This window comes from Scytonema sp. NUACC21 (assembly GCF_054684315.1).
The window spans coordinates 1-16,838 of the sequence record NZ_BAAFZH010000055.1; the positions used below are offsets into that span (position 1 = coordinate 1).

The 16,838-nt window shown below is 42.1% G+C and carries 12 protein-coding genes and 2 pseudogenes; 8 read left to right on the top strand and 6 right to left on the bottom strand.

The window, feature by feature from the left end; genetic code table 11:
- Positions 1–202, top strand: a pseudogene (locus ACYRY3_RS07815) (hypothetical protein); the annotation flags it as partial.
- On the opposite strand, the gene ACYRY3_RS07820 reads toward ACYRY3_RS07815, so the two are convergent.
- From ACYRY3_RS07820 to ACYRY3_RS07835, 4 genes are all read right to left on the bottom strand, one after another.
- Positions 195–1,388, bottom strand: coding sequence for a family 43 glycosylhydrolase (locus ACYRY3_RS07820; protein ID WP_460201137.1), 1,194 nt, complete (start codon positions 1,386–1,388; stop codon positions 195–197). The pseudogene ACYRY3_RS07815 and the gene ACYRY3_RS07820 overlap by 8 nt on opposite strands.
- A gap of 110 nt (positions 1,389–1,498) precedes the next feature.
- Positions 1,499–2,749 carry an MFS transporter gene (locus ACYRY3_RS07825; protein WP_460201138.1) on the bottom strand — a complete coding sequence of 417 codons (1,251 nt, stop codon included), beginning with the start codon at positions 2,747–2,749 and terminating at the stop codon, positions 1,499–1,501.
- Positions 2,750–2,773: 24 nt separating this feature from the next.
- Complete coding sequence (locus ACYRY3_RS07830) at positions 2,774–3,835, bottom strand: methyltransferase (protein WP_460201139.1); 1,062 nt, start codon at positions 3,833–3,835, stop codon at positions 2,774–2,776.
- 49 nt (positions 3,836–3,884) lie between these two features.
- Positions 3,885–4,592, bottom strand: coding sequence for a TauD/TfdA family dioxygenase (locus tag ACYRY3_RS07835; protein WP_460201140.1), 708 nt, complete (start codon positions 4,590–4,592; stop codon positions 3,885–3,887).
- A 382-nt stretch (positions 4,593–4,974) separates the two neighbouring features.
- Between ACYRY3_RS07835 and ACYRY3_RS07840 the strand changes: the two genes are divergently transcribed.
- The 7 genes from ACYRY3_RS07840 to ACYRY3_RS07870 all read left to right on the top strand — a co-directional run bounded on the left by ACYRY3_RS07840 (position 4,975) and on the right by ACYRY3_RS07870 (position 12,357).
- The gene (locus ACYRY3_RS07840; protein WP_460201141.1) at positions 4,975–5,274 is read left to right on the top strand and encodes an RNA recognition motif domain-containing protein; all 300 of its coding nucleotides are present in this window, start codon (positions 4,975–4,977) and stop codon (positions 5,272–5,274) included.
- Between the two features lie 32 nt (positions 5,275–5,306).
- Positions 5,307–5,495, top strand: a complete 189-nt coding sequence (locus ACYRY3_RS07845) for a hypothetical protein (protein ID WP_460201142.1) — start codon at positions 5,307–5,309, stop codon at positions 5,493–5,495.
- A 643-nt stretch (positions 5,496–6,138) separates the two neighbouring features.
- Complete coding sequence (locus ACYRY3_RS07850) at positions 6,139–6,393, top strand: hypothetical protein (RefSeq protein WP_460201143.1); 255 nt, start codon at positions 6,139–6,141, stop codon at positions 6,391–6,393.
- Positions 6,394–6,484: 91 nt separating this feature from the next.
- Positions 6,485–8,317, top strand: a complete 1,833-nt coding sequence (locus ACYRY3_RS07855) for a hypothetical protein (protein WP_460201145.1) — start codon at positions 6,485–6,487, stop codon at positions 8,315–8,317.
- 81 nt (positions 8,318–8,398) lie between these two features.
- Positions 8,399–8,941 carry a CIS tube protein gene (locus tag ACYRY3_RS07860; protein WP_460201147.1) on the top strand — a complete coding sequence of 181 codons (543 nt, stop codon included), beginning with the start codon at positions 8,399–8,401 and terminating at the stop codon, positions 8,939–8,941.
- A 117-nt stretch (positions 8,942–9,058) separates the two neighbouring features.
- Entirely contained in the window at positions 9,059–10,948 is a 1,890-nt protein-coding gene (locus tag ACYRY3_RS07865) for a VgrG-related protein (protein WP_460201148.1), read from the top strand.
- A 1,196-nt stretch (positions 10,949–12,144) separates the two neighbouring features.
- Positions 12,145–12,357 (top strand): eCIS core domain-containing protein, encoded by a 213-nt coding sequence (locus ACYRY3_RS07870; RefSeq protein ID WP_460201186.1) that lies wholly within the window; start codon positions 12,145–12,147, stop codon positions 12,355–12,357.
- On the opposite strand, the pseudogene ACYRY3_RS07875 reads toward ACYRY3_RS07870, so the two are convergent.
- Together ACYRY3_RS07875 and panP are read right to left on the bottom strand one after the other, a co-directional pair.
- Positions 12,301–15,000 (bottom strand): annotated as a pseudogene (locus ACYRY3_RS07875) (type I polyketide synthase); the annotation flags it as partial. The gene ACYRY3_RS07870 and the pseudogene ACYRY3_RS07875 overlap by 57 nt on opposite strands.
- Positions 15,001–15,096: 96 nt before the next feature.
- Positions 15,097–16,776 carry a pyridoxal-dependent aspartate 1-decarboxylase PanP gene (gene panP, locus ACYRY3_RS07880; protein ID WP_460201149.1) on the bottom strand — a complete coding sequence of 560 codons (1,680 nt, stop codon included), beginning with the start codon at positions 16,774–16,776 and terminating at the stop codon, positions 15,097–15,099.
- Positions 16,777–16,838 lie beyond the last annotated feature (62 nt).

Below are 16,838 nucleotides of genomic sequence, written 5' to 3' on the forward strand. Positions count from 1 at the left end.
TGGTCATTGGTCATTTGTCATTGGTCATTGGTCATTTGTCATTGGTCATTGGTTATTTGTAGAGGTGATAGTTATTTTTACATTCCTGACTACAAATCACCAAATCTCTAAAAAATTTCTTGTGGGACGGGCGAGACGCCCGTCCAGTTGTAGGGTAATCAAGGATACCTACCCCAAAAAAGCTTGGCAGTCCCTTACTTGACCGATGCTCTAGACGGCAAAATTTCCAGAGTATCAAGCAGCTTCATGCCGTCATTATGTAAGCTTCCTTTAATACCCAATGAAGGATAGTCAGTGTTTCTCCAATTAACGCGATATCCTCCGTGTACTTCTAGGGTGTGAAGTTTGTGATACCAACCATAGGCTATATATTCCTCCGGATCTTCAGAGATTAGCAGAAAATTGGTACCATACATTCCAGTTTTTTCGCTTCCCTTAACGATGTATTCATCATTATCTATTGGCTTATAGGGTCCGGTAATATTATCAGAAATATACCAATATAGGGATGAAGTTGTTACTCGTTTATGCTTTACTGATTCCAGCCATTTAGGGTTGAAATACTGCTTGAAGCACGAAAAGAACAGGTTATACTTACCGTTTTTGTAAATGACTTGAGGTCGTTCTAAGTGGTAGAAAGGCCAATTGTCTACATCCACAGGCACATCCACAGCAGGGGCGAGCACTTTGTAAGGTCCAGAAATTTTGTCTGCCACTGCTAGACCAATACATCCCTGGAAATTACCCGGTGCTTGAGAACTTGCACAAATGAACATATAGTAATTGCCAGTCTGCTCATCTTTAAAAATATAAGGGTCCCGCCAGTGAAAATGTCCCGTCCAGTTACACCGTCCGTACCAAGAATCGTTATTTTCAGGTATTAACAAAGGGTGAGGAGAGTAGCGTGAAAAGTGAATACCATCAGTCGATGTTGCTAAACCAATTCCTTCATTCTTTAAGTGTGGTGGTTCTTTACCACCTGCTGAGTAAAACAGGTAGTAGATGCCATCTTCTTTATAGGCACATCCCGCACATACTCTTCCCGATTCCCAATCGTTGGCTGGTTCCGGCTCAAGAATAGTTCCTAAATCTTCCCAGTGCTCCAAATCAGTGGAAATTGCACCGCTGATTTTACTAATTGTCCACCAAGGAATTTGTCCTTCTACCCCTTCTAAGTAAAAAAGACGATACACATCGCCATCTTTTAGTATCCAAGGGTCCCAAACCATTGGTTGACCTCGACGAAGCGATCGCAAAATTCCCGTGACAGTGTCGCCTACCTTGATTTGAAAAGGTTCTATTATGCCTGTGGGAGCCAAATGCTCGTTTTTTACGGGTAGAGATTCAAGAAGACTGATAATTCTTTGTTGTAACTGATTGAGTCTCATTTGCTCTTTACGAACTTTTAGCGAATGGTGATGTGTCAACTTTGATTTGAGGTTTGCAAAATCCCCGACTTTCCTGAGAAACCGGGGATATAACCAAGGGGGACTACCAACTAGAATTGGTGCCCGTCCGATAAACTTGGCTCTCGTGCTAACCTAAGTAGAGGAATTAAAAACCAGCAGCAGGCTGTAAATAATGCACTGATAATAACAAGGGTGGAAACTGGAACTCCCCGGTCGTATAAGTAACCACCCAAGATGGGACCTGGTTGTTTAACCAAGTTATAAACGGACATCATCACTGCATAGGTCGAGCCTTCTGCACCAACAGGACAAGCTCTGGCTGCAATTTCCAATACACCCAACATCGCTATCATGGCAAAAAATCCAAAAAATAAACTAACCAAGATAGCGCTTTGCATATTCTGTATGAATATCAAACCGAGGGTAGAAACCGCAGTGAAGCCAATGGCAACATTAAGCAGCCGTCGTCGTGCAATCCTGAAGGCAAAGATTCCAAAAACAATCGCGCCGAAACCATTGGCAACAGCTTCAAATGTACCCAAAATACCTATGAATTGAGCATCAAAGTTTAAACTATCCTTTTGGTAATAGACGAGATAATTGACGAAGGATGGAATGAGAGTGAACTCCAGGCAAGCAATAAAGCCGATAACAGCTAGAAGTTGCCGCGACTTCATTGCTAACCAAAGGGATTTTAGACTACTTTTAAGTGAAACTGTTTTTTGCTGCTTTTTTTCATCTGCCAGTAATACGAAGGTTGCGACTAAACCAAACAAAGGCACAATTGCAGTTAGCAGAAAAGCGATCGATAGATTGGAATTTTGAGCAAGCCAGCCCCCAATATAATATAGAAGCGCTTTACCAAAACCCAGAGATGTCCATTGAGCTGCCTGTAAGCGAGCCGTATTATTTAAAATCCTACCTTGAACGACCATGATTTTATCTGTTAGTACGTCGCTAAAGGCTATAGCCACATTGACTAATATTACACCAGCTGCTATCAGAGAAATTATGTTGAATTGTAAGGTACTTAATCCCAGTAAGACAACAATTGCTAGCGTATAGCAAATACAAAAATAGCTTTTGAACTGGTAGCCAAAGATTGGAATGACATCCCCAATGATTCCGTAAAGTGGTCTGATTAACCAGGGAATAAAAATCAAACTGGTGAAGGTTGCCAACTGTGCTGGGGAAAGTTTAAGGCTTTCTTTGAGATAGATGGTAAGTGGAAGACCGAAAAGCCCTGGATTACATCCGTATGGCTGGATTAGGTAAAACAGCATCATTATGAAAATGACTCGCTGCATCACCGTCCGGTCTTCTTGAGTAGTGTTAGACATGAGTGGCACCATCTGTGCGTTTAATTACGATGCTAAACCAAACTCCATTGCTGAAAGGTTGGTTTCCGTGTCAACCACTTTCTCCAACTGAAATCCACACTTCTCAAACAACTCCTGAAAATGTCGCCGTGTACGCCATCCACCCCCTGGTACTGCAACATTAACTTGCACCGCAAAAACTCCGGGCATAATGCCATCAGGAGCCACTTTTGGTTCATCTAAATCAGGGACAAAAGCCTGCAAGAGAATAATTTTTCCGTGGGGTGGTAGGGCTTGCTTGCAGTTGTGCAATATTTTCATCGCATCTTCGTCGTTCCACGCCGATATGAAATACTTCATAACGATCGCATCCGCACCACCAGGCACTGATTCAAACACGTTGCCTGAGATAATTTGCACCGCATCTTTATCAACCCCTTGCTTGGACAAATAGGCGGGGGCAGTTTCGGCTACATAAGGCACTTCAAACAACATTCCCTTACAGCCAAAGCGCTTGACAATACGAGCAATGAGCCCACCCTGACCGCCGCCAACGTCCATTACGGTATCAAAGCGGCTGAAGTCATAAACATCCAACAATGCATCAACCGCATGGTCTGTCAAGAAACTCATCGCATTGATGAACGTCTCGCCACTCCATTCGTCGTCCTGGCAAAACTCGTAAACACCTTTACCGTTTGCCCTTTCAAATGGCACTTCACCCGTATGTAAAGCATCTTCAAGCACTTTCCACGCGTCCCACTGTGCGGGTTCGATAATGTGCATGGCAAAATGCCCGATTGAGGGTCCGTTGTTGGTCACGAGGAGGGATGATAATTCAGTGGGAGCAAAAACTCGCCCTGGCTTTTCCTCCAATACCTCTAAATGTGCTAGAGCTCGAAGGACGAAATAGAGCCTTTCTGCTTTTGTTGCCGTTTTTTCGGCTATCGTTTCAAGACTCTGCTCTCCCTCCTCCTCTAAGAAATTAAATATTTCCAAGCGGGTAGCAACGTAGATACACTGACTTTTTACAAAAGCCAGAATCATATCGAAAAGTTTTTTCTTAGCTTCCATTGAAGAAGCTTTTTTGGTTGGGGTGCTGGTCATGGGTTAATTAGTAAGAAACAGATAAACTTGGTGACAATTTGAACACTTATCAATTTAAGTAAACCCGCTTCAGATGGCGTTCTCGATCCTGATATTGAGTCCGCGAATGTAGCATGCGGAAATTATCCCAAATCAGTAAGGCATTCTTAGACCACTTGATAGAGATTTTTTCCTTGTCGAAGAACTGTAGAAAACGGTTAGCAATGTCGTTCAAATATGGGTCTGTATCAAGCTTAATGCTGCTGAAATTGAACCTAACTATAGGTTGTTCGCAGGACTCCACATCATGGAGTGGATGTTTTACGACCTTGTTATTGGGAGTCACAAAATCAAACTTGTTCTTTGTGATGTATTCACGTTCTTCATCCGTAAGAGAGTTGACGAAGGAGTAACCATCCGCTAATAGTGTCTGTCCTCCCCCACAACTTGGAGGGTGTACGCACCACAGACATTGATAGTGTAGTGGCATATGGTCATACTCATAGCCCTCAGTGTGCGGTTCAACATCCTTCGTAGTGAACGCAGGGTATCGCTCTCCTAAATTGGGCTCAACCTTGATAGAGAACACATATTCCCCGTTATACTTGTGTGGGATGAGAGAGCCAAACTTCTGAGTGAATTCTAGGTAGTCAAAATTATCAGGGATGTCCTCAAGATATATGTATCCCTGCTCTTTAAGCAGACGATGGTAGTTAGCAATAGCAACATCGCCTGTGATGTTGCTATTGATAGAAGCTTCAAAAGAACTCATCGGCATGAGTGAGAACTCCCTTAGTACAGTCTTATGGAAATAAGCAGCCCAACACTATCAAACTTAACAATATCAGAAAGCCGGAGGAGATTCTAGAGCAGGGGTTATACGAAGGAAGTTTGCGTAGGCAGGCTAAATTAGGCACACCCCTTTGACGTTGCATACTCCCCAAAGCAACAAATGGACGTATACTTAGCTCTTAATTGTTTATATAACGTTTTTCTCGTTACCTCTGTGTAAAGTTATTTACTATGCCATAATTAAGAGGTGAGAGTTAATTCGGTTAACAGCTTTTGTTTTTAGTATTAACAGGCTTTTTGTTTTTGGTATTGGCAAACTTTTTTCCGAAACTTAAATCTCCAGACATTTATAATTTCGGAGACAATGTATGTCAGTTTATGTAGGCAATCTTTCTTATGAAGTGACAGAAGAAAGTTTGAATGCTGTGTTTGCAGAATACGGTTCTGTCAAGCGAGTTCAGCTACCCTCAGACCGTGAAACAGGTCGTTTACGCGGCTTTGGTTTTGTAGAAATGGGTACAGATGCTGAAGAAACAGCTGCTATTGATGCGCTTAATGGTGCAGAGTGGATGGGACGTGAGTTGAAAGTGAACAAGGCTAGACCTAGAGAAGAAAGAAGCTCGTTTGGTGGTAATGCAGGAAACAAGGGGTTCCGTAACCGCTATTAAGGAAAATAAATTTAGCGGTTTAAGCTAACTCTATGGCAACACTAAATTATAAATTAACCGGGAAATATCTCCCACCACAAATAGTTATTTTGGGAATATGTTTTGTTCCTGGAGTGACTGAAATTAGTAGTGAGCAGGTAAATGAAATACGGCAATTTATTAAGACCGATCGTTTGCTTCAGCATTATTTGGAGCAAAAAATTCTGAGCATCCGAGATTGAGGATTTGACCCTTTCTTCTTAAGGGTTTGTATCAGCGTAAAAATCTTGAAGGCTACTTGTAGTGATGATACAATCAATTTTTTATGCTAACTAATTAGTCATTCTTTTGTACAAGTTTACACCGTTGTGTTTTACCAAAGTCTGACTTGATAATATGCGATGTTTTGGTGCGTGCATCAATCCAATCAATTTGTATTTTCCGCTACTTGTGCCACAGTTACAAACCCAGCCAATGTAAAAAGATACGCGATAATACTATCTGATTTTTGCAGGCTTTTATCGCTAAATTAAGGGATGTCATTTAATACTGTGTTATTAAATGACATCCATTTTTTCTTGGTGCAAGATTTGAGTATGTTGACATTGCCGATTCTGGTATGACTGTGCGTGCTAAGCTCGAAAGCGATCGCGCCTCCAACATAGCTGCCTTTTTTCTTGGTACTTGCTCAAGCAACAGATTTGTCAAAACTGCCCAAATCAGAAAGGTTAATTAATAGAAAGCCTCTATATTGTGTCGGAAAGCGATCAAGGCATGCTTACCCTGCTCCTCTTTCAGTGCCGAAAGGATAGCATCAGATACTTCTAATGAAACAATGGTCTTAATTTCAATATTAGTGTTGTAGCCGGTTGGGGAACACGTCAAATGTGTGGGACTGACCGCTATGGGTTTCCAACTCGACATCGAGAGCGCAAACAAGTTTATTTTGGCTTCAAAACTGGGGACATTGTAAAAGCCGTTGTCACTACTGGCAAGAAGGCAGGCAAGTACGTTGGTCGAGTGTTGTGTCGTAAAACGGGCAGTTTTGATATTGCTACCAAAAGCGGTCGTATTGCAGGTATTAGCTACAGATTTTGCTCACCAATTCATCAAAAGGACGGCTACTCGTATGCGTTCTAAGATATTTCAACACTGATTAAAATCGCCTTCGGGCTTCCTCCCCATGAATAAAATTCAGGGGCTTCCGCCCTTTTATTTTCGGTGAAAAATTATGCCTCTCAAACCCCTTGGGCTTAAAGACCCTTTACTTCCACCCCAAACGCTAGGACAAACATTTTCACCGCTACAAGCACTATCGCCATTAGGTCAGTCTAAAACAGCGTTAGGTCACTTGCAAGCGGCAGAATTTTTATCACCTCTGGTTCAAATGAATCTCGATTCCATCTTTGATGATGGAACAGGATCGCCATCGCCAAGCTCAAGTTTCTCTGACTTAACAAGTGCAAGTGATGTTGCTACCGTTGCAGATACAAAGATAAGAACAAAATCTGAGAAACCGATAAAACCAGAACTTAATTCTGCAAGTAGCCCAGTAGCAACTGACAATATAGTTTTTCTTAAACCCTTAGGATTTTCTAAACCTTTATCTCAAGAGTCTAACTTTCTCACGCCTAACATTTTTCCGTCAGCAACTTTATTAGAGTCGGTTCCATCTCAATCAGCACTAACCCAACCACAACTAGAATCTACAGCAGTTGAGACTGGTTGGGAAACTCAAGCAGCACAATCAGTTGTTCAACTTAGTGATGAAACTCCTTTAACTCAGAAGCAAACCACACCAGCATCTCAATCAACTCAACCACAACTAGAATCTATACCAGTTGATATTGCGTCGGAAACTCAACCAGCACAATCAATTGTTCAATCTAGTTTACAATCATCGCAGCTCTCAATATCACCAGAACAAATAGAACAGTTTTCAGAAGACAGCGAAGCAATTATACCATCCAACACAAGTCTTACTTCTGAATCTAGATTGCCAGAAATTTCACCTAGTAGTGCGTCAACTGCTATCCAATCGCGTTTAGACAATCAAATATCTATTCCCCAACCATTAGATCAATTATCGCCTTTAGCTCAAGAGTCAGACTTCCAAGTTTCCAAACAGATAGCTGAATTTTCTCCCACATCCAGCACTTCCCAGGAAACACCAATACTATCTGAGCATTCTATAGTACAGCGATCGCAACTTCCTGCGGAAAATATACTAACACCAGCAGAACCTCCCGCACCTAACAGTGAAAACATACCCAACTCATGGTCAAGTATATCCGAATTACTGAATGCAACTTCCAGTAATACAATAGAAAATCGTCCTACTCTCAACCCCTTGGGTTTCACTCAACCTCTCAATCGCGAAAACAATTTGATACAGACGAATTTAGATTTGGGGTTGCAGACAAAAGACAAGGAACCAACAGCGACTACTGACAACCAACCTTATAGCCCAACATCCCAAATTCCAAATCAACAGTTCTTGGGTGACCTCCCAAATTCTTGGTCAAGCATCTCTGAACTATTAGAAGAAAATTATACAGATATTAACAGGCTACCGGAAGATGAATTTGCGCCTTTTTCCTCTTCCGAAAGAGAAACTTCCTCTATACAACTGTATTCTCCTTTTGCAACTAGTTCTTCCATATCAGAAGAGCGCAGTACAACTTCCGAACAGATCGTAACAGAAGTTGTATCCAAAGACAAATCTGCCGATGAGGGGGAACTAGAAATTCTTGCTCAGACGGTTTACACTCTCTTAAAGCGAAGGTTAGAAATAGATGGAGAAAGATGGGGTAACAAGAGTGTAGGCTACCCTATGTGGTTAAGCAATGATATTTCACCTTATGGGACTTCTACTAAGTTAGCCTCTAATAAGGTAAGTTCCGGAATTGATGCAGGAAAAGACAATAGCGATGTTTCAATCCTCGATAATAAGCTGGAAATTTTAACTCAGGAGGTTTATATTCTTATACAACAACGCTTAGAAATAGAACAAGAAAGACAAGGACACTACCAACACGGTTTGGTTAGAGGTTGTTGGCGATAATCGAAACCTAATTGCTTTGAGAAGCCGGGTTCCTATTCCTAGTTCAAGCAAAATCTTTGTAATAAAATAACAGGAAAAACTATGACAGTAGCAAACACACTAGCAAAAGCTACGCTTATAGCACAAGATGGTGGTGGAAACATTGAGTTTATGTTTAACCCCACTCAATTAGCATTTGAAGGAGTTGTAGAAACAGCAGAAAATTCTGGGGCGCGTACTCAAGAGAAAGGTAAACCTAAAGTCAGCTTTTCCAATATAAAAGCTTATAAAATTACTATTAGCAACATTTTATTTGACACCTACGAAGAAGGTGCTGATGTTAATAAATATATCGAAAAATTTAAAAAAGCTGTTGAATTTGCACCAGGACAACAACGTCCACCCATCTACCAGTTTGTATGGGGGAAGCAAGTGTACTTGCGACGCTGTTTTGTAGAAAAACTCAACTACAAGCTAACTATGTTTCTTCCCGATGGGACGCCAGTACGTGCTGTTATCGATAGCCTAACTCTCAAAGAAGCGGATGAAGCCAAACCAAACGCACCTGTAACTCCTCAAAATCCTACTCAAAAACAACGCCAGCAACAAAGTATGTCAAATATGAAGAAAAATGCCAAAAGATAACATAATTTCTCCTTTTTTGCTCTGTTTTTTTTTGGAACTATATGGTTGATTAAATACATTTTATAACAACTTCTGCTTCAGTTATCCACAAAAATTAAATCCTATTTTCAAGTACTTATGGCTACTTACCGTTCCCTACCTCTATTAGAAATAGATGGTCAGCCAGCTCCACAAAATTTGATGGACGATATCGTCCAGATTTCTATGGAAGAAAGCTTGCATCGACCTGGAATGTTTACGCTAACAATTCAAAATGATTACTTTCCCGGACGAATCCAGGATACAACTTGGCGTTACAAAGATTTGTTACAAATAGGTAAACCCGTTAAGATTGGATTTAAATCTAGTACTACGGAATCTCAGGATTTTGATGAAGAAAACGAAAACAAAATTCTAGAAGGGGAAATTACAGCAATTGATACCCATTTTAGTGATAAATCTCAGGCTCCCGTGATAGTTCGAGGTTATGATATCTCCCATCGCTTACATCGGGGACGTTACAATCGGTCTTTTCAAAATATGACTGATAGCGATATTGTCAAGAAAATTGCTGAAGAAGTGGGAATAAAAATTGGCAAGATTGACAGCAGCGGGGCTCCACATGATTATGCTTTTCAGTCAAATCAAACTAACATGGAATTTCTGCGATCGCGCTCGGCTAAAATTGGGTTTGAACTGTTTGTTCAAAATGGCGAACTCCACTTCCGCAAACCCAAAGCTGACAACGAAGAATTAACTCTGAAATGGTTAATAGACTTGCATAGTTTTCGAGTTCGGATGACGAGTGCGGAACAGGTAAAAGAAGTGGAGGTACGAGGTTGGGATTATGGCGAAAAAAGACCAATCGTATCTAAAGTGAAAACAGCACAAATTATTACCAAAACAGAAAACGGTGTAGGAAGTGAAACTCCTGATAAGTTTAAGGGTAAGGGTAAGTTACCTACGCCTAAAATGATAGTTGTGGATCGACCAGTTTTCAGCCCTAAAGAAGCTGATGCAATGGCGCAAGCGCTGTGTGATGAACTAGGAGGACAATTTATCTTTGCTGATGCTAAAGCTGAAGGTAACACGAAGATTCGACCAGGACGAATTGTCAAACTGGAAGAGATGGGACAGCATAGCGGTCAGTACTATATTACCGATACCCGTCACACTTACTACGATCGCGTTTACGTAACAGAGTTTAGCGTGCGCGGTTCTCGGGGAGGAAACTTTTTGACGGCCCTAGTTCCTGAGTCTCAATTGCAGCCCGGACAAACATTTTTAGTAGGTATTGTCACGGATAACGAAGACCCGAAAGGCTGGGGTCGAGTTAAGGTGAAGTTTCCTACTTTAACAGAAGAACACGCCAGTCACTGGGCGAGGGTAGTTGCTCCCGGTGCAGGAAATTCGCGTGGGTTTGATTGTTTACCAGAAATTAACGATGAAGTTTTAGTCGCTTTTGAACACGGTGACATTCACCGCCCTTACATTATTGGTGGAGTCTGGAACGGCAAAGATGCACCGCCAGAAGCAGTCAATAATAGTGTTGTGGATGGCAAAGTTCGCTTGCGGACATTGAAAACTCGTACCGGTCATGAAATCCAGTTTGTGGAAGAAGATAAGGGTGGTAGCAAGGCGGGAGTTTATATTAAGACGACAGGCGGTCACAAATTAAAAATCAATGACAGTGAGAAGTTTGTTGAGATTCAAACAACCGCAGGTCAAAAAATACGATTGAATGATACGGATGGTAGTATCAGTATCAGTTGTATGGGGAACATTGACAATACTGCGATCGCTGCCATTAATTCTAGAGCTGCTTCAGTTGACACTACCGCAACCGCAAACCTCAGTATGAAATCTGGTGGTGCAACCAGTGTAAGTGCTGGTGGTGCAGTGAGTGTAACTGCTGGGGCTGCAATTAGCATAACGGCGGGCGGCGCAGTGACTATTACTGCTAGCGCTATCACCCTCAGTGCTGGTACAGTGACTATAGTTACACCAACTCAGGTCGTACCTTTTTAAGCAAAAGCGGGTAAACATACCCAAATCCTCGCACAAAATTTGGAGAGCAGTTAAAACAGTATTATCTCGACGCTTTGGTGTGCCTGTGTGGTTCATTAATGATTGGGGACTGTTGAGAGTTGATTAATCAAAGCCGATTCTGGAGTTTGGCAGCAATGAGTGAAAAAGTACAGCAAAAAAACTCATCTTGGTCATCTTTGGTCCTACAACAACAGAGGTCACAATTCTCTCGACGTCCCTTTGCGGATGAAACAACACAGGTAGATTTATCACAATTTGACCCACACCCCAAGAGTACACAAACAGATGAACAAATCTCAACTAGCCCAACTCCAGGATTAAGCTTTAACTTTGCTAATATTCCCGTGTCGCCACCAGAACGCAGTACATCAGGTATTGACTCAGGGGAAATTCAACGTCAAGAAACAGAAGAAAACAACGAACCCTCCGCAGAAAACCTGCAAATGAAGTCCGATTCCGGGGTGATTCAGCGCAACTCGGAGTCGGAGGAGAACAAGGAAGAAAACATGAGTTTGAAACCAGAAGTGTCGCCGAACACGCCCTATGCTGGTTTCAATTTTGTCAACATCCCCCTGTATGCTCCTAAAACCGCTCCTCATAACGCAATTCAACGCCAAGAAACTGAAGAAGAAAAGCAACCCGAACCAGAAACCAACCTGCAAATGACACAAGATGCAGGCAAGATTCAACGCCAAGAACAACACGTTGAAAACCAAGAACAAATCAATTTAAAATCAGTTGCACAAACCCTTGCACCCGAACCTGAACAAGAGAAAAAACCGGATGAAGACGTGCAACTTGCACCCGTTGAAGAACACAAAGAAGATTCTTTGCACTTAGTGCAAACCAAACTGAGTGTTGGCGCACCAGGGGATAAGTACGAACAACAAGCAGATAGCATCGCCAGACAAGTCATGACAATGCCAGACGCAGCAGTGCAACAATCGATACAGCGTCAAACGGAGGAGGAACAAGAAGAAGTCCAGATGAAACCTCTGGCGCAAAGCATTACCCCTTTAATACAGCGACAGACAATAGAGGGTGAGGAACAAGAAGAAGTGCAGATGCTACAGCGTAAAGCGGGTGGAAGTTTCTCTGCAAGTTCTCATGTGGAGAGTAGCCTGAATGCTTCTAAAGGTGGTGGTAGCCCATTAGCAGACAATGTCCGTGAATTCATGGAAACGCGCTTTGGAGCAGATTTTAGCTCAGTGCGGGTGCATACAGACTCGAATGCCGTGCAGATGAATAAGGAGTTGGGAGCGCAGGCATTTACGCATGGTAACGATAGAGACGTTATGCCCTCGCCCATTGCCATTTTGTCCAAATCCTGGTTTTGGCGGTTCAATCCAGTAGCGTTGTCGCTCAAACGGGTAAGTCGGCAAAGGTAAACGATGACGGCGTTCGTGGCGATAAAATCCCGACCAATCTATTTGGACACCACTCAGCCACAATCGACCTAATGTCTGCAACAATCCCGCAACATCCGATTGTTTTTCTTTCACATGGGGTAATGAACTCAGCACCACCTGTTTTGCAACCTTTTCTAGATGCTGTGCCGTTAATGTGCTTAACGTTCTTCCCGGTCCTACCTCCACAAACACCCCTTCAAACTGCTCTAACAATTGGGTTATACCATCGGAAAATTTCACAGTTTGGCGCAGGTGTTGGCTCCAGTAGTTGGGGTTTGTGGCTTCTTCATCTGTAATCCAAGTTCCCGTCACATTGGAAATAAAACAAACACGAGGTGGTCTGAGTTTGACTGTTTTCACCAACCGCACAAATGGTTCCAATATTGGTTCCATCATGGCAGAATGAAAAGCATGGGATGTATGTAGCCGTTTGCATTCAATCCCTTGGTCAGACAATTGCTCCTGGAGTGCTGCAATTACCTCATTTGTACCAGACACCACACAGCTTGATGGGCTGTTAATTGCTGCTATGTCTAAAGATTTACCATCCAAGGTTTCTGCATCCAACAGCAATTGCACATCTTTGTGTGGCAGTGCAATGGCAAGCATACTCCCTGTTGGCAATTGTTGCATGAGTTTCCCTCTGGTTGCCACAACTGCTAGGGCATCTTCTAGAGAAAAGACACCTGCAATAGTGGCTGCCACATATTCCCCAATACTGTGACCGATTGCCGCCTCTGGACGGACTCCCCATTCCATCAATAACTGAGCCAGGGCATATTCGATCGCAAACAGCGCGGGTTGGGCTATAGCAGTTTGTTGTAGCTCGAAAGCGGTAGTTTCTGTGTGTTCTGCTACGGGATAAAGTAGGGTACGGATATCAAGACCAAGGTGAGGTTGCAAAATCTCGGCGCAAGTATCTAGGTGTTTGCGGAAGGTCAGTTCCAATTCATACAGTTCCCGCCCCATATTGACATATTGCGCCCCTTGTCCTGAAAACATGAAGATGACTGGACAGTGGGTTGGCTTGCGGTGGATATTAAAAACACGTTGTGGGTCAAAGGAAGTCAATACATTCACAGCATCGTCCAGGTCTTGGCAAACAACCATGCGGCGATAGTCAAAAGCCCAACGACCCACTTGTAGGGTATGAGCGACATCAGGTAGGGGAATATCGGGATTTTGCTGGAGGTGAGCAGCTAAATTGGCTGTAGCAATTTCCAGGGCTGTACTGGTTTTAGCTGAGAGGAGTAACAATTGCCAAGGGCGGGAAGTGCTTGAAGGTTCAATAACAGGGGCTTCTTCCAGGATAACGTGAGCATTAGTCCCGCCAATCCCCAAAGAACTGACACCTGCTCTGCGAGGTGTACCGTTAGTTTTCCATTCCGATAACGTGGTATTGACATAAAAGGGACTATTGGCGAAATCTATCTGTGGATTCGGCTCTTGAAAGTGCAAACTAGGAGGTATTTGTCTGTGTTTTAATGCTTGTACACTTTTAATTAAGCCCGTTACGCCCGCTGCTGTATTCAAATGCCCAACATTAGTTTTTACAGAACCAATAGCACAAAAGCCTTTTTTATCAGTGCTAGTGCGAAAAGCTTGTGTAAGAGCCTTAATTTCAATTGGATCTCCTAATTGAGTTCCTGTACCATGTGCTTCTATATATGTAATAGTCTCAGGTTCAACTCCAGCTAAGGCAAGGGCTTCCGAAATCACCTCCCTTTGACCATCAACACTAGGAGCTGTATATCCAACCTTTAAAGAACCATCGTTATTAACAGCAGAACCCTTGATGACTGCATGAATTGAGTCACCATCAGCAATGGCATCCTCTAATCTTTTCAAAACGACTACACCTAAACCACTGCCACCAATAGTTCCTTTTGCTTGAGCGTCGAAAGCCCGACAATGACCATCAGGAGAATGAATTCCTCCTGATTGATAGTGGTAACCAGTTTTTTGCGGTACTACAATGGAAACACCCCCTGCTAAAGCAATATCACTTTCACCGCTCATTAAACTTTGGCAGGCTAGGTGGACAGCAACCAATGAAGTGGAACAGGCAGTCTGCACATTGATACTTGGTCCTCTCAAGTTTAATTTGTAAGAAATTTGTGTCGGCAAGAAATCTTTGTCGTTTCCAATCAAAATCTGATACCTGTCTACTGATTCCATCAAATCCCGATTGGAATATAAGTTTGAAAGCAGGTAGCTACTTGCGGCAACACCAGCAAAAACACCAATTTGACCGCTATAAGTTTCAGAGTTGTAACCAGCATTTTCTAGAGCTTCCCAAACACATTCCATAAACAAGCGGTGTTGTGGGTCTGTAATTTCGGCTTCTCTAGGAGAAAAGCCAAAAAATGAAGCATCCAATAAATCTATATCTTCTAATACACCACTGGCTTTGACGTAATTGGGGTCATTCAGCAATCCTGTATTTATCCCAGCAGATACTAGATCCTCATCCGTGAAAAAAGAAATAGATTCTACACCATCCCGCAAGTTTTGCCAAAAAATATCAACATTTTTTGACCCAGGAAAACGTCCTGCCATACCAATAATAGCAATTTCATCTTTATCATTTAAGCTATTCATAAAAGTATTTGCTGTATCCATAGGTCAAAACCCAATTGTCAATATTTTTTGTTTCATGCACGCGCCTTCCAAAGGGAAGGTACAAAGTCGCCAAGAAGAAGCCGAAAAGAACGGGCTTCATTCTGACTTAGCTAATTCCTCATAACCTAGAAAAGATGACATTGAAATTTCAGAAGCAATTTGAATTTGGTCATTTAAAACTGCGTCAATATCGTCTTCAGTCGTTAGCGGATTTGCAATGACGGCACGCATGGCGATCGCAGGAATTTCTTGACCAGCAATGATAGTGTTTTTTGTTGTTCGTGAGATAAAAGTACGACCAAGATTGCGCTGTGTTTTCTGTAAGCGCTCATTAAAAATGTTAATAATTTGATTGCCTATTTCTGTCAATTCTTTGTTAGCTACAAGCTCTCTCAATTGCTCTGGGATATAACGATAAATGAGGAGATTAGTATCAGGTTCTGCCAGTAATTCAAATTCAGGCATAGCCGAAATACGAGCAGCCATGTATTGGGTTTTCCGGATGCCTTCATCAATCAAGAACTCATATCCCTTAAGCCCAATCAACTTTAACCCAGCATGTAAAAATAAAGCCATGCCTGGTCGAGAACCTTCTAAAGCACGTTTGCCTAAATCAAATGAACCCTTACGCAGAGTATAGCTAGCCTGTTTTTCGATCGCTGCTGCTATATGGGGGTCGCGGAAAAAGACCATACCAATACCCATTGGTAGATATAGTTGTTTATGCCCATCAATAGTTACTGAATCAGCGCGTTCGATGCCAGCAAGCTTGTGTCGATGTTTTTTGGAAAAAATAACCGGACCACCCCAGGCGGCATCTACGTGAAAATGTATGTTATTTTCTTGGGCAATCTCCGCAATCTCTTCCAGTGGGTCAACACTACCAGAATCTGTAGTTCCAGCAATGCCAATCATGGCTATGATATGTAGTTTTTGCCTACGGCATTGGGCAACAGCTTGGCGTAATGCCTGTATGTTAACTCGATTGTTCAAGTCAACTGGAACTCTAATCAAACCTTGGGTACTAATGCCCATCAAATCCGCAACTTTATCAAAAGAGAAATGCATCAATTCAGAGCCAATCACAACGGCTCCTTTGTAGCCATAGAAATCTAGAGCTGCGGCTAAACCTTCTTTTTCTATGCCTAAAAACCCATTTTTTGGTCCTAAAGACGTATTTCTGGCACACCACATTGCTGTAATATTTGCGGTTGTACCACCAGAAACTAAAATTCCTAGTGTACTCTGATTATTTTGAATATGCTGAGTGTAGAAGTTATCGGAAAAATTATAAATTTGTCGATGCAGCATCGCTAAAGCCTCACGTTCGCAGAAGCTTAAAGCTTTAGCTGTCTCTATTTTGACAGTGTTTTGATTCATTGCTGTCATCAGTTTAGCTAGAGGGCGCACAAAGGATGGAAGCGCCGAGGTCATATGACCGATAAATCGTGGTGAAGAAGTGTGTATTGAATGAGCAACAACGTTATCACCTAAGTATTTTAAATAACTTTCAAAATCTATAGGTTGAGTAGGGATTCTACTATCACAAAAATTTTTTACTAGTAAATCTAAATCAATATCACTATTTGCATTATTTGTCATCAAAAAATCTTGAGATAGGTTTTCAAATATCTCATCGATTTGTTGTTCTAAAAATTGACCTCGTTCAGATGGAGCAAACATTTGCATCACATATTCTTCAATTTCGGAATGTAATGGCTGCTCGACTTCAGGAAAATTATTCTTTGTGAAAATTTCTTTGTTACTTAATGTCATTTTGTGTCCTTGATGAATTTTTTCTACTGAATTGCTAAGAATCGTTTCAAGTACACCTTCTG